The following is a 21,889-nucleotide window of genomic DNA, read 5'->3' as shown; positions in this document are numbered from 1 at the left end:
TTTCAACGGTTTCATAAAACTAGCAATCTTCTTTTATTTATATGTTCGATTTTAGCACATAAAAGTGCTGCTTTTACAAGCAAATAAATCCATTGAAGAAGCCATGACTACAGAACTTATAGATTACATAAAACAAGCGGTACGATATAGACTTGCAGAAGCTTCAGGAAGCGAAGAAGTCATAAACTTTCCTACATTTGATTTTGCTAATGACGATTCTGAATTCTCAAAATTTGTCACCGAAAACAATTTCCAAATACATGAAATTCTTATCCTATTGCTATCGATGTTACCATACATTGCACCAGGATTTTTAACCGATATTCTCTCAGAATACTTTCCAGATGGAAGCGATTTTCCAGAATTCGGCGGAGTCAAAGGAACACAGTATCGCGGAATCATTCCCACAGGAGAAACTGCCATATACATTGTTGTTGGAGACAATTACCGAGCGCGAAACTTTATCATTTCTATCTTTAATGAAGAACATGCTTTTTACCAAAAATCAATACTAAGTCTAGGAAATGTTCCTGCGAGTGAACCAAAAATTAGCGGAACACTATTATTGGATATTGAGTATATAGAACTATTTGTTTACGGATCGGTTTCAAAGCCAAAATTGAGTCAAGATTTTCCTGCTGAACTGTTAGAAACACAAATGGAATGGGACGATTTGGTATTGAGTGACAAAACACTCAATGAAGTCAATAATGTTCTTGTTTGGATGGAACACAATGAAACCTTGCTCAACGATTTTAACATGAAAGATAAAATCAAGCCAGGATACAAAGTCATGTTTTTCGGTGCGCCAGGAGTAGGGAAGACGCTTACTGCAAGTTTGATGGGAAAGCACACAGGAAAAGATGTATATCGAATCGATTTATCATTAGTGATTTCCAAATACATTGGAGAAACAGAAAAAAACCTGTCAAATCTCTTCAATAAAGCCAAAAACAAAGATTGGATTCTCTTCTTTGACGAAGCTGATGCAATCTTTGGAAAACGAACTGGCGTACGTGATGCACATGACAAATACGCAAACCAAGAAGTATCATTCCTACTACAACGCATAGAATCACATTCAGGTTTAGTCATATTAGCTTCCAATTACAGAAGTAATATTGACAAAGCATTTACACGAAGATTTCAATCCATCATTGACTTTGAAAGTCCAGGAATACCTGAACGCCTAAGGTTATGGCAAAAATACATTCCAGAAGCTTTTATGAGTGATGAACTCAATTTACAAACAGTTTCAGAAGATTATGAAGTTACGGGAGCTAATATTGTAAACATTGTGCAATATGCATGTTTGCAAGTCTTAGCTAATGGCGGAACGCAGCTTACCAATGAAATCTTAACAACAGCTATTCAAAGAGAATTCATCAAAGAAGGTAGAATGGTTTAAAAAAATAGACCTTATTCTTACGATTACTTTTTAATGAGTTTAGATACAAAAGGATTATTGTTTCCTATGAAAACTTTTACAATATAGATACCTTTTGCAACTTCTAGTTTTGATGTTACTAATTGTGTTTGAGAGTAATGTTCTTCTTTAATAAGTTTACCTGTAATATCAAAGATTTGTAAATTTACCTTAGCATAACGATCTTTCAAATCGATCAAAAATACACCATTTGTAGGGTTTGGATATATAGAAAAATTAATTTGTTTACTATCTGTATGTTCGACAACACTCAAAACCTGTGACATTTCCTCAATTTCACAAATACTCAAGATTCTATCATAAATATGAATATTATTTAAAGAACCTGTAAAGTTTTGAACTCCTTGATTACTTTTTCCAAGATACAGTTTATTGGTACTTGTTCCATTTCCAACTACAAAATTTTCATTAATACTACCGTCTAAAACACCATCAATGTACATATATGTTGTCGTTCCATCATTTTGAATTACAACATGATGCCATATTCCGTCTGTAATGGCATTAGTACTTTCATAAGAGCCGCTAGAACTACTATCAAAAAAACCAATAAATTTACCAGAGTTAGCCTGAATATACGCTCCAAATCCCATATAAGCACCTTGTAAGCAAATTTGTAAATCAGAAGTAACTGTACTAGACTTTATCCATAATGAAATTGCAGCTTTAGTAAAAGATGTATTATCAAAACTTGCAATTGAAGAAACTTGCGAATTACCATCAAAAACAATGGCAGTATCACCTGTAGAAAATGTTTCATAACTAATTGATGAACCTGAACTTAAATCATTGTCATTAACAGAATCAATAAGGTTGTTCTCAAATAGAAAAGAAGCTACAGGTAACTTTTTAATTCCATATAAAGCATCAATATCACATTGTGTTAGCATTCTATTATAAATTCGAACATCATTTAAAGAACCTGTGAAATTTTGAACTCCTAAGTTACTTTTTCCGAGATACAATTTATTGGTACTTGTGCCATTTCCAACTACTAGATTTTCACTAATACTTCCATCTAACACACCATCAACATACATATAAGTTGTGGTTCCATTATTCTGTATCACAATATGATGCCATAAACCATCAGTAATAGCATTAGTACTTTCATAAGATCCTGAAGAGCTACTATCAAAGAAGCCAATAAACTTACCAGAGTTCGCCTGTATATATGCGCCAAAGCCCATGTAAGCACCTTGTAAACAAATTTGTAAATTGGAAGTTGTAGTATTTGATTTTACCCAGAGAGAAACCGCTATTTCAGTGAATGATGAATTGTCAAAACTAGAAATAGTAGATGTTTGAGAATTACCATCAAAAGAAATAGCATAATCATTAACAGTTGTTAACTCATAAGAAATAGTCCCGTCTGAAGTATTTAAATCATTATCATTTTCAGTACCATCTAATAAAGTTTGATCAAACTCATAATGTGCTTGAAGTCCTTCTGTAATATTTTGTCCAAATAAGAAAAACTGTAAAAAAAATATAGTAAAAAAAGTGAAAACATATTTTTTAATCATAATAAATGTATTTACCTAATTTCAATTGATTATTTGTTCAAAACTATTTAAAACAAAGCGGATTACAAATAAATTGTGTTGATGGTTTATAAAAACAAGTAATCTAAAAATAATAAAAAATATAAAAAGTCTAGAAAAAATAGGGTAACAAATCCTTCCAATAGAGACTCTCTTATAAATAATAAAAATTACACCGATCTATACTTAGTAAATTCACAATATTTATCTAATAGAAATGTTAGAGGAATTATCTACAACAAAACTATTAGCCTCGGTGTTACTTGAGAAGGTGACGGAAGATATAATTCGTTTACTTTCTAAACTACAATAACTAGTAATAGGTAAAGCTTCAATCTGATACCAGATTGAGGCTTTTTTTAAAAGAAAAATAATTGTAACTTATGTAAGAATTAATAATTAGGTATGTTTGAAAAATCTTCAAAATAATAAGAGTTAAATTAAATAAAGAATATCTATGTCAACATATAAATTACAAATTTTCTTTTCCGATAATGAATTGCGCGCTATTTATGAAACAGGAGCCAATGTAATCATTTCAAAACCATCTATTAATGGAAATGATCCAAATGTAGCTTGGCAAGTGTTTAAACCTTTTAATGCAAATACGATAACTTGGGAAGAAAACTATGGAATTTATGCCTCTACGAGCGAATTGAAAAGTGGAGCAGAATTGAATCAACTAGCATTTATACCGATTGGTGCATCAATGGGTAAACTTTATAAGTTGGAAAGCAACGCTACCATTGATGGACCTTTGAGTGGAGGAACTAAAGGTTTTTATACGCTTACAAATAATTACTCTGAAGGAACCATTCCTGAAACTGAGAACTCAAAAAAACGAATTATGACACTTGGACTTTTTCAAGATGCTAACATCAATGGAATGAATATAAAAGGAAATGCTGTTTCAGCAGCACCAGTATTATTAGGAAGTACAGCGACTATGACACCATATTCAACGGTGTATATTTGGTTACAATCTCAAATAAGAAGTAATACTGTTGTGACAACAATTACATCTCCAAAAACGGCTCTGAGATTTACGGATAACATGCATGAAATTTCAGTTAGTTATGATATTGATTCTGGAAAGTTTGTTTCTAAATAAAAATCTAGTAATAAACTTAGCATTCCTTAATTTCAAAACAGGTCAATTCTGTTGAAAAACACGGTTTTGTGGAGATTTTAATAAAAAACAATAAACGCTCCTACAAAATTTTAAATCCTAATGGAATCATTTTAGGAAACTTGTAAAAAAAAACATACTTTTAAGTCCTGAATGTATAAAACATAAACGTTTTATATTATTTGTAGTATATAGTTATCTATATTTATAAATACTATTTCCCCATATTACAATTGCTAAAAGCCACAAAAGGAGTTACCAAAACGTAAATCTCGCATTGTATTTTTGAAAATAAATTTATTCAAAAAAATCAATTCATACCCAAGAATTTTGCAATCGATACTTACAAAAAAAGCATGTAATTATTAAAACCGATTAAAAACTATGAAAAAAAAATTACTATCAATTCTACTATTGATATTCACACTTCAACTGTTTAGTCAGACAGAGCAAGAAAGACAGAAGTTAAAAAAACAAAACAATAGTAGTGAATTATTAAAAATTGCGGAAAAATATAAAAGTAAGTACACTAAGAGTGATCTTTTAGCTATTGCTACAAAAAATAATTGGGAATACCGTATTGACAGAGACGGAACGTATTCTGAATTAGTAGGAGTATCTAGAGACAACAGACCAATTTATCATCAAACATATAATGAAGGCGCAGGAATCACGTCGAGAGCAAATACACTCTACACAGGAGGAAGTTTAGGACTTGATGTTCATGGAGAAAACATGATTTCAGGAATTTGGGATGCTGGACAAGCATTGCCAACTCACGAACTTTTCTCTGGAAGAATGACAGTTATGGATGGTGCTACTTCTTCACATTATCACGCTACGCACGTTGCCGGAACTGTAATAGGAACTGATCAAGTTCAAAACGGACTTGCGCGCGGTATGGCATTTATGGCTAGTGGACATTCATACGATTGGAATAATGATGTATCAGAAGTATCAACTGCTGCAAGTAATGGTTTATTATTATCAAATCATTCTTACGGACCAAATCCTGCTTTTGTATCAATCAATCAGTGGGGGAAATACGAAGATGATGCACAAGCATTTGATGATATCATGTTCAATGCACCTTACTTTCAATTTGTATGTGCAGCAGGAAACTCACGTGGTAGAGGTTATAATACTTCCAAAAATGGCTATGACTTGCTACTTGGACATGCGATGGCTAAAAACGGAATCACTGTTGCTGCCGTTTCAGAAGTAATAAATTATACAGGACCAGGAAGTGTACTCATGTCTTCATTTAGTAGTTGGGGATCAACAGATGATGGAAGAATAAAACCAGATATCTCAGCTAAAGGAGTAAATACATTTTCAGCTTTTGATAACAGTAATACAAGTTACGATACAATTTCTGGAACTTCTATGGCTTCACCTTCTGTAAATGGGACACTATTACTTTTACAGCAATACCACAACGAATTATATAATGAATACATGAGAGCGGCTACTTTAAGAGCACTGATGATTCATACTGCTGATGAAGCTGGAACTGATCCAGGACCAGATTATAGATTTGGTTGGGGATTAATTAACGCAGAAGCTTCAGCGGTAATAATTAGAGATAAAGATTTTTTCGCCATTATGGATGAAAATACGCTGCAACAAAATGAAACATATTCAATCAACTATACAGCATTAGGTACAGAACCTATAAAAGTAACCATCTGTTGGACAGATCCTGTAGGTACATTGCCTTCAAGTACTATTGACGATGCTACACCAGTATTAGTAAATGATTTAGATGTTAGAGTTTTTAAAAACGGTACGGAAATTTTCCCTTGGAAACTAGATATTAATAATCCTACTGCTGCGGCAACAACAGGAGATAATATTGTTGATAATGTAGAAAAAATACAAATTGACAATCCAACAGGAAGTTATGAATTTGTAGTGACTCACAAAGGAAACCTAGTAAACAATCAACAAGCGTATTCTTTGATCATAACAGGTGTTTCTAAAAATGATTTTTGGTTTGAATCTCAAAACTCAGATAATTTAGAAGTATGTAATACAGATGATACATTAACAGCTGACTTTGACTTTTTCAGATCAATCACGGCAAATGATGATGTACAACTTTCACTTTTAGGAGCTCCAGCAGGATTAAATGCTACGTTTTCTCCAGTAACAGTTACAAGTGAAAATACATTTAGTCTTCAGTTATCTGGAATCTCAACAGTTGCTACTGGCTCATATGATCTTACTGTAAGAGGAGTATCTACAGAAGCTACTTATGACTATCCTGTTACGCTAAACATCTATGATGGATTAACAGAAAATGTTACATTGACGTCACCTACAGATACACAAGATTCCTTAGAAATTCCACTTGTATTTACTTGGCAAGCGATCACAAATGCTAGTTCGTATCAAATTCAGATAGCGACAGAAGCAGCTTTTACAAACATAATAGAAGACACTACAGTAGCAACAAGCGAATATGAAGCTCAAAACTTAGCTGAAGGTAGTCAGTATTTCTGGAGAGTAAAACCAATAAACTCATGTGGAGATGGTAACTTTTCAACAGTATATAGTTTTTCTACGGCTTGTGCTAGTAACACAGATTTAATAATTCAGTCTGCAGCTTCATCTTCTATAACTCTAGAAATTATAAATTCAAATGCAAGCGGATGGGAAATAGAATATGTTCCACAAGGTGACACGCCAACGGGAACAGGAACTATAGTGAATACAATGAACCCTAGTTTTACAGGCTTAAGTTCTGATACTTGTTATGATTTCTATGTAAGAAGTCAATGCGATGTTGGTTTAAGTAACTGGAGAGGACCATACGAATTCTGTACATCACCTGATTATTGTTCAGGAGATCATTTTTATGATTCAGGAGGAGTTTCTGGAAACTACCAAAATGGTGAAAACTGGACAGAAACTATTTACCCTGAAAATACAGGAGATCGAATAAGAGCAGTGTTTAATAGTTTTCAGTTAGAAAATTGCTGTGATTTCTTATCAATTTACAATGGTCCAGATGCAACGTATCCTTTATTGTTTAATGGAAATGGTGGTAATTCACCAGGAACCGTAGTATCTACAGATATTAGTGGAGCTTTAACTTTTGTGTTTACATCAGATAGCAGTGTTACGGGTTCTGGTTGGAATGCATCGATTATTTGTGAAACACAACCTGCTTGTTCAAATATACCAACAGACTTACAGTTACTATCTGCAGCAGAAACAACACTAACAGTAGGCTGGACAGAAACTGGAACATCAACAAGTTGGGAATTAGAAATTGTGCCAACTGGAACAGCTCCAACAGGAACAGGAATTGTAACTACAAATAATCCTTACACTTTTACAGGGTTAACGTCCAATACTTTATATGATGTATATCTAAGATCTCTTTGTACAGGAGGTTCTTCAGATTGGATAAATGTAAATTCATTATCTACAACATGTGCAGCAATAGCAGCTCCATTCTTAGAAACATTCTCTAGCAATACAACACCAAATTGTTGGGTAGAATCTGGAAGCGAGAGTTGGTTGTTTAATACAAACGCTGCATATGCTGCTGCTAATGCTGGAGATCATACGCCCGGCGGAGGAACAAACTATGCTTGGATTGATGGTTCATCTCCAAATGGACCAAATCAAATCAGTACATTGACCACTAGTTTAATTGATATTTCAAGTTTAACTAATCCTGCATTAGAATTTTCAGTATTTAGCTATAACTCATCGGGTAATTTTTACAACACACTTTCTGTAGAAATCAATGATGGTGCACAATGGGTAGAATTATTAAACCTACAAGGAGCTACTGCGAATAATGGATGGCAAACATTTACATATGATTTAAGTACATATAGTTTACCTAACGAAATACAAGTTCGTTACACAATCACAGAAAATAGTCCTTCAAATCCTTATGATAATGATATTTTGATAGACGATATTTCTATTGATGAATTACCGGCATGTCCAAATACACAGCTAGATTTACAATTATTATCAGCAACATCATCAACACTTACTGTTGGCTGGACAGAAACTGGTTCAGCAACAAGCTGGGAATTAGAAATTGTACCAACTGGAACTGCTCCAACTGGAACAGGAACTGTAACCACTGATAATCCATATACGTTTACAGGATTAGACCCAATCACAGCGTATGATGTATATCTACGAGGAATTTGTACTGATGGTACTTCTGACTGGATCAATGCAAGCGGATTTTCAACAACTTGTACAGCTATAATAGCACCATTCTTGGAAACTTTCCCTAGTAACACAACGCCAAATTGCTGGATTGAGTCTGGAAGTGAAGGCTGGAATTTTAATACAAATGCGGCATACGCAGCTAGTAATGCTGGCGATCATACGCCTAGTGGAGGAACAAACTATGCTTGGATTGATGGTTCATCTCCAAATGGACTAAATCAAATAAGTACGTTAACAACAAATACAATAGATATTACAAATTTAACGACGCCTGCATTAGAATTCTCTGTGTTTAGTTACAATTCGTCTGGTAACTTCTACAACACACTTTCTGTAGAAGTAAATGACGGAACACAATGGATTGAGCTTCTAAATTTACAAGGAGCTACTGCAAACAATGGATGGGAAACATTTATATATGATTTAAGCACATATAATTTACCTAATGAAATACAAGTTCGTTATACCATTACAGAAAATAGTTCATCACAACCTTACAATAATGATATTTTAATAGATGATATTTCTATTGATGAATTGCCAGCTTGTTCAAATTCACCTAGTAACTTACAATTACAAGCTGTAACAGCATCATCACTTACAATTGGTTGGACAGAAACAGGAACATCGACAAGTTGGGAAGTAGAAATTGTACCAACAGGAACTTCACCAACAGGAATGGGAACAATTACCGTAGATAATCCTTATACCTTTACAGGTTTAGATTCTGGGACAGCATATGATGTATACATAAAAGCAATTTGTACTGATGGTAACTCAAGTGCTACAGCAGGAACTTTTGAAACGCCATTTAATTATTGTTCAGGAGATCGTTTCTATGATTCTGGAGGAGCTACTGGTAATTATCAAAATGGTGAAAACTGGACAGAAACAATTTTCCCTGAAAATGATGGAGACATAATAAGAGCAACATTCCATAGTTTCCAATTAGAAAACTGCTGTGATTACTTATCAATTTATAATGGTCCAGATGCTACATACCCATTATTATTTACTGGTAACGGATCCAATTCGCCAGGAACAGTAGAATCAACAGATCCATCTGGAGCTTTAACATTTGTCTTTACATCAGACTCTAGTGTTACAGGTAGTGGATGGGACGCAGAAATTATGTGTGTTACTTTAGGAATAGAAGAAGAAACTTTAAGAGAAAATGTAGTATACTATCCTAATCCTGTAGCATCAGAATTATATGTATCTGCTAGAAAAATGATCAAAAATGTTCAAGTATACGATTTCTTAGGAAGATTAGTAGTGACTCAAAAAGTAAATAACTTATCAGGAACTATAGATTTTCAAAATTATAGAGAAGCCGTATATATCATGAAATTAAACTTTGAAGATGGTACTTATTTAGATAATATAAAAGTCATCAAAAAGTAAATACACAAATATAAACACATCAAAAATCCTTGTTTTACTTAAAAAACAAGGATTTTTCTTTTTAAAACAATACGCTTATACAAAATATATAACGCTTACGAAATCATTCTAGGATTCTTGCTTGTAATATGATAGTTTTATTAAAAACACATCAATAAAATGCTCAAAAAAGTCTACGGAAGTGCCGTTTTTGGTATTGAAGCTACTACCATTACTGTAGAAGTAAATATTGCTAAAGGAATAGGTTATCACTTGGTTGGTTTGCCCGATAACGCTATTAGAGAAAGTAATTACCGTATTGCTTCAGCATTACAAAACAACGGTTATAAAATTCCTGGAAAGAAAATTACAATCAATATGGCGCCTGCCGATTTACGGAAAGAAGGAAGTGCCTACGATTTAACTTTAGCGATTGGTATTCTTGCTGCGTCGAATCAAATACAATCAGAAAATCTTGAAAAATATCTGATTATGGGCGAATTGTCTTTGGATGGAAGTTTGCAACCGATCAATGGAGTATTACCAATAGCAATCAAAGCACGCGAAGAAGGTTTTAAAGGATTCATCTTACCATCGCAAAACGCTAAAGAAGCAGCAGTAGTAAACAATTTAGAAGTATATGGAGTAGAAAGTATCAAACAAGTCATTAATTTCTTTGATCATGGTGAACCACTAACGCAAACTATTATTGATACACGCGCCGAATTTTTAAAGAATCTAGCATTTCCTGAATTTGATTTCTCTGATGTAAAAGGACAAGAAAGTATAAAACGTTGTATGGAAATCGCAGCAGCTGGCGGACATAATATTATCCTGATTGGCCCACCAGGCTCAGGAAAAACAATGCTTGCCAAACGATTGCCTTCTATTTTACCGCCATTAACCTTATATGAAGCTTTAGAGACAACCAAAATTCATTCAGTTGTCGGAAATGTAAAAGACAAGTCAGGTTTAATTGCCGAACGACCGTTTCGAAATCCGCATCATACCATAAGTGACGTCGCTCTGGTCGGCGGTGGAAGTTATCCGCAACCCGGGGAAATCTCGTTGGCGCATAATGGAGTTTTATTTTTGGACGAATTACCAGAATTTAAACGAAGTGTACTAGAAGTCATGCGACAACCTTTAGAAGACAGAGAAGTCACCATTTCTAGAGCGCGTTTTACCATTACGTATCCAAGTAGTTTCATGTTGGTAGCAAGTATGAATCCAAGTCCAAGCGGATTTTTCAATGATCCAAATTCACCGATGGCTTCATCACCTTTAGAAATGCAGCGATACATGGGGAAAATTTCAGGGCCTTTACTAGATAGAATAGACATTCACATAGAAGTTACGCCAGTTCCTTTTGAGAAGCTTTCCGAAGAACGAAAAGGAGAAACAAGTGCAATTATTCGTAAACGCGTCATCAAAGCAAGAGAAGTGCAAACTGAACGTTTCAAGGAATCTGAAATATTACATTACAATGCACAAATGAACACAAAACAAATTCGAAAGTACTGTAAATTAAATGCAGAAGCGCTCAACTTGCTCAAAACTGCTATGGAACGCTTAAATTTGTCTGCTAGAGCATATGATCGAATTTTAAAAGTAGCAAGAACCATTGCCGATTTAGAACAACAAAAAAATATCTTACCGGATCATATAGCAGAAGCTATTCAATACAGAAGTCTTGATAGAGAAGGTTGGTTAGGGTAATATAAATAAAAGTACCGTAGATACTTTAAATTTCTCTACGATACTATATAATCTATAACAATCGTTCGTCTAACTTACTGTAATCGCCTGCTAAGTCGAAGGGGAAATTTTCAAACATAGGATATGGCCCTGGAATTTTCAAATTAGGAAAATCAACATTTTTAAAACCAATATGTGTTGGTTCGAGAGATAGTTTATTATCAAAAATAAATTTATTAGGAAACCTTTTCTTCGTTTTTAGAAGATCTATTTCGGTAATTCTAGATTTATAATACACACTAGAATTAATTTTGAGTTCGTCTAATTTTATAAATCTACTCTTTTCACAAACATTTTTAGAGTCATAGTAGAAACATAAATCAAACACAACACTTTTATATTTATTATAACTCGGCAGTAAATATATTCTTAGCGCCTTTTCTATTTGTTTGTGTTTATCAATAATTTTTTCAAAATATGGTATTTGCTTCCCTGTATGTTCATCTAATTCTATCTTAGTAAGAACCATGTCTTTATCAGCAAAATACCTAATATTGCCACGAGCATCTCTTCTTGTTTTGTAATGATGTAAAATCATACCAAATGGACATTGAGCTATGTAGTTATAATATTGATAAAAAAGTTCGTAATTGACTATTTTTAATTTAGATTCTACTAAACTGAACTTAAAAGCTTTAATAGCTGTACTATAGTTTTGTTTATTAAACCAATCTTTTATATGAACTTTATTACGTAAACTTCTTGTATACGTATCTAAGCATTTATTATATCTGTTTAAATCTTCTTTTGTCGTTTTTTCTGGATGATTTCCTATATCTCTTAATGCGATATCTGCAAATTGTAAAAACTGAGAAAATTGAATTCTAGACATGTGAAACATCAGAACTTTTGAAATATTCATGTCTTTACCAAGAATAGCACTGATACTATTGATGTCAGGAAAAATTGTGCTCCATGGTGTGTATACAAAATCAGTAGGCGCATATCCTTTTATATGATCTGTGCTTAAATCAGTAATGCTATAATGCTCTGTATTTGGTTTAAAAAAATCTATGAAATTTGAATCTGAAGTTTTACTAAAAATACGTTGTTCTTCTATTTCTTCAGTTTCACTAATAACATTTTTTAAATCAGTTTCTTTTTTTTGTTCTTCTTTCCTTTTCTTGATCCATTCATCCCAGTTTCCCGTAAAATCAGGATCTTCCGTTTTCATAATCTTTTGCTTAAGCTTATCATCTAATTCTCCACCTTTATTCTTTGGAGGTTCTTCTTTTTTAGCGTCTTTTTTAGGAAAAGGTTCTAACTTAGGATAAGTTACTTTTGGTAATTTAGAAAATGTAGTAGATTCAGTTAGAATTTTAACGCCTTCTCCAGTAAATGTTTTGACAACTTCTGTAATCCATTCTTGTGCTGGAGAATCATGTGGTACTACTTTTTGATGGATTTCTAATGAGCCTTCAATACCTCCTTTCTGTATTGTTTTACCAAATTCGTTAGCATTAGAAACTCCAGCTCCTTTAAAGGAAGCAGCAGCTGTGATACCATATTTTTTACTACTAGAAGTACTTTCACTATTACGTTTGATGATTATATTAGCAATTGCTCCGGACTCAAGAAATAATCGAGAAATGAAACCTGTACCATAAGCTTCTATGAATTCATTATGTAGTTTTAATTTTTCCAATAAGTCGGTTTCATTCATTAATGCTTCATAAGCTCTCTTTACACCAGGCATAAGACAGTTGTAGTAATCTTTTAAAGAATGTGGATCTAAATTCAAAAGCTCTATATTCTGACCTACAATTTTATTACTTAATTTACAGTTTATAGTTGATACTTCTGTTAGTTTGCTACTGCTTTTTTGCATACTGAAACCGACTCCTACTTTAGATTTTAATAAACCAAACTCTGCCTTGGCATGTGTTCCAAAAAAATCATTTTGATATTTAGAATCATTATCTGAAGAAGCTGTTAAATGAAATTCTAAATCTCCTCGATTCGTTCTAATAAGTTTATTGCCTGCCAATTTTTCTATGTCAAACCCTTGTGAGTTAAACTTAATCTCTCGTGTACGTGCGTTAAAACATGTTCCGAGATTTACTCTACGTATATCTATATCATTACTCATTATCGTTCGATTTAATTTTCATAATGTAGTAAAGCGCAAAATATGGAGGTCTATTATCAAATGGCGCGTTGTTTCCGACAGACTTAATACTGATACAGTTTTCTAATTTATATGTCGTATCATCACCTTTATTAAAATACATACTTTCCGCCGTTCCAATACCACTGCTTTTTTGAGCTACAAATGTTTTCGGAGACATTAATCGTGTACTATTAGTTTTTATATCATGCCTGTGAGCGGGTAAATTATTCACAGTTAGTTTTATATCGTTGTGACCTCCATGATCACCTACCATATATTTTTTACCAGCGCCTACTACAAATTGATTTCTTAAATCAGGAGTCTTATTTGTACCGTCGCATATTACCCAGTTTTTTAATTTGTTAAGATCAGCCAATGTGCCAGACCACATAATAATAGCGCCGCCTGGCAATTGAGTTAAATAATCATTATTCGCATAATTAGCCATAGTTTGATATTATAAAGTTTTTCCTACTCTGTTTAACATTAGGTTTTTCGGATTTCACCATTACTAAGCTTTTAAAATGACGCCTTTTAATTGCTTTGTTTATGATAAATGTAATTATGGAAATGGTGCATCGATTAAATTATTCAATAAACGTAGAAAAATATGCTGTGAACGATTAAAAAATAGGAGCGAGTATTCTTTCTTTATTTGTGAATAAAATATATATTAGTAAAATACTAACCCTAATAATTCTACCATGGAAGAAATCCAATTTAATACTATTACGAAGTACAAAGTAACAGAAAGTGCCCCAAGAATTATTGATATAAATACAAAAACAAACTCTATTGGACCACTAGTACAGATAGATAAAAATGGTGTCATTCACATCACAGCTCATTTTGTAAAAGATATTATTGAGGACAATATTTTTATTCCAAAAAATGTAGAAATCGATGAAAACATTATAAATATTGACATTAATATTGAAAATAAAAATAAAGAAATAGATGGTTTACTAAAACGATCTCACTGGGAATTAGTTTTAGAACCAAATAACCAAGAAGATGTATTAAGTTTAAAAGAAGTAGCTGTCAATATTGATTTCAATGAAAACATTGGAGAACCCAAAAGAGGCACTAGAGTAATTCCACCTAAATAAATAATAGGGAAATTTTAAAACAATCAACCTATTTTTTAACGATGAAAACTACCAAGCGTTTCATGTATCTAATATGTATATTCTTATCCAATAGTATATTTGGACAAGGTTCATATACCGATGATTGGTTTAAAAACCATTGCGATTATTGTAATATTAACACAGAAAGACAGCAAAAAATAGTTGAAACAGCAAGTGCATGGCATAATGCACATGTAAGTTTTGCTAATAATAAGTTTAAAGAAGCAAAACGATATATTCTAAATGATGCTAAAACAAACGATACACTAATACAATTATTAGAGAAGCACATTTTTGTACAACTAGAAGTAGAAAACGAAGCCAAAAAATACTTCCTCAGTATTAGTAATACAAATAATAAAAAAATAAAACAATTTGTATATAAAAGTTTAGGAAAACTATATTTTGATAACAAGCAATACGATTCAGCTTTCATTTATTATAATAAAGCGATTAAAATAGAAGTGCCTAAAACACATTTTTTTACCATAGAAATAGATGAAAGTAAGGCTTTTATATATCTATCGAAAGAGAATTATAAAGTATCAGATTCTTTATATAAAAAAGTGTTAAGACTATACAAATTAAGTCAAGATTCAATTCAAATTGCTAGAAACTACTCCAACTTGGGTAATTTATATTTTGAGCAATATGAAGATAATACCGCCAAGAAATACTTTGATTCTGCATATATATTTTCCAAACCTCTCAAAGACTTAGCGCTAAAAAGCACCATTGCTTTTAACTTACATCTAATAGCTGAAGTTTCAAAAGAACATGAAGCTGCTATCAAATACTTTAAAGAGTATACTATACTCAACGATTCACTACAAAAACAAAATGCGATATGGCAGGTTGCACAAGAAAAAGAAGCGTTCAATATTGCTCAAAAACAAACGGAATTAGACCTAAAAACAGCACAACGAAATACATTCATAGCAATTTCTATTGGAATTCTTCTTGTATTGCTAATAGGTTTTGTATTCTACAGAAAATTAAAGCAACAGCATAAACAAATCCAAAAGTTAAATAAAGAACTCAACGAAACAAACACAGTTAAAAACCAATTATTTACCATTATAGCACACGATTTACGAAGTCCTGTAGCGCGTTTAAAGCAATTATTTCAACTGAAAGCAATTAAAAAGGAAGAAACTACTCCTACAGATAAAAATGTAACTCAAATTATTGATTCACTCAGTCTACTATTAGATAATTTATTGAATTGGTCATTGAGCCAGTCAGACTTGCTTTCAGTTCAAAAGGAATGGTTCCCATTGTGGCAAATTGTATATCAAATAGAACTGCAATACCAATCATTAATCGAAGAAAAGAACATTCAATTTAGCACGAACATTGAGAAATCAGTTTTAGTATATGGCGATATGGAAATTTTTAAAATTGTTATTCGAAACTGTTTAGATAACGCTATAAAATTTACGCCAAAAGACGGTAAAATTATGATTTCAGGCAAAATAGATACTGAATCATTTACAGTTTTTATTACTGATTCAGGCATTGGAATTCCTGAGAAAGTATTGAAAAGTATTTTCGAAATAAAATCAAATAAATCACAAAAGGATACCACAGGTAGAAAAAGTTCTGGTTTAGGTTTAATGCTAACAAAGTCTATGATTCAGCTTAATGGCGGAACTATAAAAATAATGCAAAACCCAAAAGGAGGAACGATAGTAAATATCTCATTACCTTACAAAAATGTAGCATAAACCACTATGGAAAAAATAAATATTTTGATTCTTGAAGACAGCGTAGAAGAAGCTTCGATACTTACAGAAATACTCTCAGAACACTATACTATTTGTGGAGTTGCGACAAATTTAGAAAAAGCGATAGATTTGTTTAACACAAGCAGCCCTGACATTGCAATTTTAGATATTTTCATAGATGGTGAACGAGAAGGAATTCAATTCGCAGATTATATCAACAAAAGTAGACCAATTCCAATTCTATTTTTAACCAACTCAAAAGATAAGTTATCATTCACAGCAGCAAAAAAGCAACAGCCATATAGTTACTTATTAAAACCAGTTAATCCTTATGGAATAAGGTTTTCAATAGAACTAGCTATTGAAAAATATGCAGACCAAATAGGGCAACTATCAACAAAAATCGAAAATGCCTTACAAGTAGACAACAAACTTCTTATCAAAAAAGGAAATGTCTTAATAAAGGTTGCAATTAATGATATCTATTATGTAGAATCAGACGATAAATACTGTTACATTTATACGGAAGATGCACGTTTCTTAGTTCAAAAATCACTCAAGAGCTTTGCCGAAACCTTACCTGACAATTTTGTGTCACTTCATCGAAAATACGTAGTGAATACAGATAAAATCTTATCAGTATATCCAACAGATTATACGTTAACACTCAGAAATAACATAAGTTTACCAGTAAGCCAACGTCATCGAAAACAACTATTAGATATTTTTACAATCATCAAATAAAGGCTTCAAAAATAATTTTCAAAGCCTTTTCATTTCCCTTTATTAAATTGGTGTTACTCAACGAATTCGCAATAATCATATTCATTTTTGTATTAGAATTCAATCACGATTCATGTTTTACCAAACAATAATGTGAAGTGTTTTTAGTTGACGCCTTCGCATTCTTTGTACCATTGCTGTAAAGTTTCCTGAGCTAATCGGTCGTTCTCTGCGCTAATTCCGTCTCCTTCTGGATCATTCGTCAATGAATAATATACAATTGAAAGTGAAGCACAATATGCTTGTCGATTCGTTAAGCTAGCTTCTGTTCCTCCGTTAATTTCACGTTGTTGCTCTTTACTTAAAACGGTTCCGAGATTTGAAATGTTTTTTTTCATAAATTGAATTTTTTGAATTAATAAAAACAGATTTCATTTTATGACACGCACTGTATATGTCAGCAAAAACAAAAATGATCTTTATGCCTTTGCTTTACAAAGCAACAATTCAAAAAAAAGGAAAGCAAATTGAAGAAAGTTACATTCATAAATTCATACTATACATTCATGAATCTGTACTTTTTCTGTAAAAAAGAGTATTTTTAAATAATACAAAAAACTACCACCTTGAAATCATTTTGCATATTTAAAAAACAACGTACGTTTTTAAAAAATAAATTCCCATATCAAATACTGTTGCTTCTTATGTGTTTTTGCTCCAGTGATGAAGAGTATAAAACCATCAAACGAATTGAAAATAAGGATTATCAGGAGATTTATAGTTTATACAATGAGGCTGAAACATTAGAACAAAAAATTTTCTATGGAAAACGTTTCCTTGAAAAAGCTAAAAAAGAAAAAGATCTCAAAGATCAAAAGAGCAAAAAAATAACTGGATATCGCATTTTGTCAGTAACCTATACAGATGAACGAGTATTGGCATACAGTGATAGTATTATTGCGCTAACAACAAAAGAAGCTACAATACATTATCCAGCAATTGCATACGAGAAAAAAGGCGATTTCTACTATCAAAAACGAGCCTATCAAAGAGCTTTAGATAACTATTTGCAATTTTATGAATATGCAGAAAAGTTCAATCAAAAAGATATGATTTCTCGTGCTAAATACAATGTAGGTATTGTAAAAAGACGTACAGGAAATATAGAAGAAGCTTTGCAATTGTATCGAGAAAACTATGCGTATAGCCAAAAGAATCAAGATGAAATTCTAGCCATTGAGTATTTAAATTCAATTTCTGCATTGGCAAATATTTTCAACGATATTAAAAATGTGGATTCTGCAAGGTATTACAATAAAATAGGGTACAAAGAAGCTATTCGTTTGCAAAAAGAATCATATGTAAAGCATTTTGCGTTTAACCAAGGTGTAACGAATTATCACGATAAAAATTACACTGTAGCTATTGATAGCATTGCAAAGCATCTATCATACTTTGAAAGTATCAATGATGATGATAAACTTGTATTTGCTTACTACTACACAGGAGAAATATACAGAGAAACTAATCAGGAAGAAAAGGCAATTCAATTTTATAAAAAAGTAGATTCTATTTTTCAAAAAACGCAATCGATATTTCCTACCATACGAAAGGCATATTTGCGGTTAGACAATTACTATGAAAAGAAAAAAGACTTAAAAAAACAGATCTTCTACAAAAATCAACTCATCAAAGTTGATAGCATTCGTACAACAGAAGAATTATACCTAAACAAAGCTATTTTCAAAGATTACGACATTCCAAAATTAAGAGCAGAAAATGAAAACTTACAAAATCAGAAACATGAACAAAAAAAGACATATAAAAGTGCAATCATCATACTATTCATTCTAATTCTCTTATTGCTCATTGGTTTTGGTATACAATATCGCAAACGAAAAACATACAAACACAGATTTCAAGAAGCCATTCATGCATCAAAAACCGAGACAACTGTTCAAAAACGAACTGCAACAACACAAAAAATAGCAGTTCCTGATGAAATTATTGACAACATTCTGCAACAACTAGAAACATTTGAAAACGAAGCCGAATTCATTTCTAATGAAATCACGCTAAACTCTCTTGCAAAACAGCTTCAAACCAATCCAAACTACCTGTCGAAAGTTGTAAATCATTACAAAAAATGTTCCTTCTCAAATTACATTAACAACCTAAGAATTGAATATGCCATTCAGCAACTAAAAACAAATCCAACCTTTCTAAAATATACAGTAAAGGGCATTGCTGCAGAAGTTGGTTTTAACAATGTGCAATCGTTCTCAAAAGCATTTTACAATGCAAAAGGAATCAAACCATCATATTTTATCAGAGAATTCAAAAAGGTGCATAACAAGTAAAAAAATACCAAAAATGCTATACATTCATGAATATATACTTTATCATCAAAAAAAAGAAGACCTAAAAAGTCTATTTTCTTTAGTTTACATCCATAATTTTTAAAATCATTAATCATGAAAAAAAAATCATTAGTGCTTTCGCTAAAGAAAACCAAAATTGTCAATCTTTCTACAATGTCTAGTTTATATGGAGGTACAGATCCAATAGAAACAGATATTCACGATCCAGAAGCTTCTTGTGGAGAATGTACCACAAATGATACGCACATGACAGATGACAAATCAAACACCAACAATAGCATACCAACCATTGGAGGAATCACTTCAATAATAGGTAGCTTTTTTGCCTGTAACAATCAGTAATAAACACAAACTTAACATAGTTAGAAGAAGCTAATCGCAACTAGGAGAGATCTTCTTTGTACATGTAAAGATGTAAGTAATTCTATAAAATAAATGCTCATAAAAACACTATCAAAAGATATTTATGAGCATTTGTTTATATACTAAATTATTTACTCGTAAGGATTAACTTTTTAGTGTAGATCTTTTCGTTATATGTGTACTTAACAATGTATACTGTATTTGAAGTTAACTGTGCAACATTCATCATTTCTGTATCACTAGCAGTTACAATCAACTTTCCTTGCATATCGTAAATATGTACATCGTCTACAAGTTTATCAAAAGTAAGTGTATTTGTAAGCGGATTCAAATACAAATTCACCAAAGCTGAATTTGAGTCAAACTCAGTTATGGAAAGAGTTTCAGGAACTAATCTAAACAATCCGCTACCGAGTGTTGGAGATGTTCCAGAAAAATAAAGTCTACTATTATTATCGCGCTTCAATCCGCCAGCAAAAGTAAACAAATCGTTATCATATACTGGTACTGTTCCTGCGTCGGTTCCGTCTGATTCATGAATAACACTAAATATTCCAATTGTGTAAATTCTATTATTATTTACAATTCCTGTAGAAGTAGAGATAGACATTCCGCCACCAGTGCCAGGATAAATATCTTTCACCAAACTCATCGTTTGTCCGTCAGTTTTCCATAATTCAGGACCTAAATCATCTCTATCAACAACTCTGTAAATTTCATCATTATACACCAAACCGCCATCAACTAAATCTCTTCCCAAAAACTCACCAAGCGTAGTTAAAGTAGGCTGACTAACGCCATCAGAAACATAAGTGTCATCTTCGGTTGTAATATAAACTTGATTACCAATAACAAACGGCTCAGGTATTTTAAACTGAGTATTAATGTTAAAAGTAAAATCTGAATTCATCGTATCGGTAGTAATATTTAAAGAAACATAACTTCCCACACCATTTGCCGTATGTATCGTGTAAATAAGATTATTGCCAAGTCTAAAACTACTACTAGTACGATTAATAGAAAATGAAGTACTAAAAGAATTAGAAAACAACGTTTGAAAACTATTACTAGAAATATTGTATTTGACTAGACTGTAAGTTTTATTTGATGAAGAGACAAAATCAGCTTCATAAAAATAAATACTATTATTTTCTAAATGAAAAGCATCAAGATAAGCCGCACCAAAAGTGGTTACGACTTGGTCTGTATTCAAATCTCTAAAATGAGCAACTCCAGGCGTATAATAAATTAAAAAATCTCCAACTATATCAAAACCGTCTAAATTGGTAACATTTAACACTTGAGTAACTGTTTCAGTAGTAATATTATATTTCCAGACCTTTCTACCAAATCTAAAATAAATAAGATCATTATACCTCGTAAAACTATTAAAGCTAGTCCAATCTACATTAGAAGTGCCAAAAAAGCTAGTGATCAGTTGAGTAGACTCATTCACGGTATCGTACAACACCAAATAATTCTCATAATTATTATTTGTATCGTTATAAAGTTTAGTACTACAAAGCATGATATCATTCTCACTTAAAAAATAATGAGAAATCATTTCTTGATCGTCCAAGCCATAACCGTCAGGCGGTAAAATTTTAGTAATTTGTTGTGCATTCAAAAAGCACAGATAAAAAAGTAAAAATGTAAAAAAGGTAAATTTTTTCATCAAAAATAAATGTTGGTAACATTACAAAGGCGCAAATCGGTATGCCCTATGTAAAATTGAATAATTAATAATAAGTACAAACCTACTAATAATACACATACATAAAAAACATTTATCAATTTTAACCATAATGGCGTAACCTCCTAAAAATGGAGGTCGGGCACTCACTACTCGCTTTTCAAAAAATAGTTTCTTGTGCTTGCAAGAACTATTTTTCAAAAGAGCTCAAACAAACCGTTCGATCCCTTACGCAACATCAAACTTCTAGAAGTATTTTCTATATAACTATGGAATTTTCTAAAATCTGTTCACT

General features: G+C 32.1%; 14 protein-coding genes. 9 read left to right on the top strand and 5 right to left on the bottom strand.

What is annotated here, in order from left to right:
* Positions 1-64: 64 nt before the first annotated feature.
* On the top strand, positions 65-1,408 hold the full coding sequence (locus tag ACOQOS_RS04625) for an ATP-binding protein (RefSeq protein WP_420573797.1): 1,344 nt from the start codon (positions 65-67) through the stop codon (positions 1,406-1,408).
* 23 nt (positions 1,409-1,431) lie between these two features.
* Here the strand turns inward: ACOQOS_RS04625 and ACOQOS_RS04620 are convergent, their stop codons facing one another.
* A complete protein-coding gene (locus ACOQOS_RS04620) occupies positions 1,432-2,973 on the bottom strand; it encodes a LamG-like jellyroll fold domain-containing protein (protein ID WP_420573796.1) in 1,542 nt (513 codons plus the stop codon).
* A gap of 475 nt (positions 2,974-3,448) precedes the next feature.
* Between ACOQOS_RS04620 and ACOQOS_RS04615 the strand changes: the two genes are divergently transcribed.
* The 3 genes from ACOQOS_RS04615 (at position 3,449) to ACOQOS_RS04605 (ending at position 11,428) form a co-directional block, all read left to right on the top strand.
* Complete coding sequence (locus ACOQOS_RS04615) at positions 3,449-4,102, top strand: hypothetical protein (protein ID WP_420573795.1); 654 nt, start codon at positions 3,449-3,451, stop codon at positions 4,100-4,102.
* 402 nt (positions 4,103-4,504) lie between these two features.
* Positions 4,505-9,730 carry a S8 family serine peptidase gene (locus ACOQOS_RS04610; protein WP_420573794.1) on the top strand — a complete coding sequence of 1,742 codons (5,226 nt, stop codon included), beginning with the start codon at positions 4,505-4,507 and terminating at the stop codon, positions 9,728-9,730.
* Between the two features lie 159 nt (positions 9,731-9,889).
* A complete protein-coding gene (locus tag ACOQOS_RS04605; RefSeq protein ID WP_420573793.1) occupies positions 9,890-11,428 on the top strand; it encodes a YifB family Mg chelatase-like AAA ATPase in 1,539 nt (512 codons plus the stop codon).
* Positions 11,429-11,480: 52 nt separating this feature from the next.
* Here the strand turns inward: ACOQOS_RS04605 and ACOQOS_RS04600 are convergent, their stop codons facing one another.
* The gene (locus ACOQOS_RS04600; RefSeq protein ID WP_420573792.1) at positions 11,481-13,556 is read right to left on the bottom strand and encodes a hypothetical protein; all 2,076 of its coding nucleotides are present in this window, start codon (positions 13,554-13,556) and stop codon (positions 11,481-11,483) included.
* Entirely contained in the window at positions 13,549-14,025 is a 477-nt protein-coding gene (locus tag ACOQOS_RS04595) for a hypothetical protein (RefSeq protein ID WP_420573791.1), read from the bottom strand. The genes ACOQOS_RS04600 and ACOQOS_RS04595 overlap by 8 nt, the downstream gene beginning before the upstream one ends.
* A 256-nt stretch (positions 14,026-14,281) precedes the next feature.
* On the opposite strand from ACOQOS_RS04595, the gene ACOQOS_RS04590 reads away from it, so the two are divergent.
* The 3 genes from ACOQOS_RS04590 to ACOQOS_RS04580 are packed head-to-tail and all read left to right on the top strand — an operon-like array spanning position 14,282 to position 17,178.
* Positions 14,282-14,686 carry a hypothetical protein gene (locus tag ACOQOS_RS04590; RefSeq protein ID WP_420573790.1) on the top strand — a complete coding sequence of 135 codons (405 nt, stop codon included), beginning with the start codon at positions 14,282-14,284 and terminating at the stop codon, positions 14,684-14,686.
* Between the two features lie 41 nt (positions 14,687-14,727).
* Positions 14,728-16,434 carry a tetratricopeptide repeat-containing sensor histidine kinase gene (locus ACOQOS_RS04585; protein WP_420573789.1) on the top strand — a complete coding sequence of 569 codons (1,707 nt, stop codon included), beginning with the start codon at positions 14,728-14,730 and terminating at the stop codon, positions 16,432-16,434.
* 6 nt (positions 16,435-16,440) lie between these two features.
* Positions 16,441-17,178, top strand: a complete 738-nt coding sequence (locus tag ACOQOS_RS04580; RefSeq protein WP_420573788.1) for a LytR/AlgR family response regulator transcription factor — start codon at positions 16,441-16,443, stop codon at positions 17,176-17,178.
* 143 nt (positions 17,179-17,321) lie between these two features.
* Here ACOQOS_RS04580 and ACOQOS_RS04575 read toward each other — a convergent pair whose 3' ends face one another.
* A complete protein-coding gene (locus ACOQOS_RS04575; RefSeq protein ID WP_420573787.1) occupies positions 17,322-17,555 on the bottom strand; it encodes a hypothetical protein in 234 nt (77 codons plus the stop codon).
* A 306-nt stretch (positions 17,556-17,861) separates the two neighbouring features.
* Here ACOQOS_RS04575 and ACOQOS_RS04570 point away from each other — a divergent pair, with 306 nt between their 5' ends.
* Together ACOQOS_RS04570 and ACOQOS_RS04565 are read left to right on the top strand one after the other, a co-directional pair.
* On the top strand, positions 17,862-19,517 hold the full coding sequence (locus ACOQOS_RS04570) for a helix-turn-helix domain-containing protein (protein ID WP_420573786.1): 1,656 nt from the start codon (positions 17,862-17,864) through the stop codon (positions 19,515-19,517).
* Between the two features lie 114 nt (positions 19,518-19,631).
* Entirely contained in the window at positions 19,632-19,880 is a 249-nt protein-coding gene (locus tag ACOQOS_RS04565; RefSeq protein ID WP_420573785.1) for a hypothetical protein, read from the top strand.
* Positions 19,881-20,028: 148 nt separating this feature from the next.
* On the opposite strand, the gene ACOQOS_RS04560 is transcribed toward ACOQOS_RS04565, so the two are convergent.
* Positions 20,029-21,576: a T9SS type A sorting domain-containing protein gene (locus tag ACOQOS_RS04560; protein WP_420573784.1), complete on the bottom strand. Its 1,548-nt coding sequence runs from the start codon at positions 21,574-21,576 to the stop codon at positions 20,029-20,031.
* Positions 21,577-21,889 lie beyond the last annotated feature (313 nt).

This window comes from Kordia sp., assembly GCF_965224175.1.
Classification (GTDB): domain Bacteria; phylum Bacteroidota; class Bacteroidia; order Flavobacteriales; family Flavobacteriaceae; genus Kordia.
Note: the sequence above shows the minus strand (reverse complement) of the source record. Positions and strands in the feature narration are given on the sequence as shown.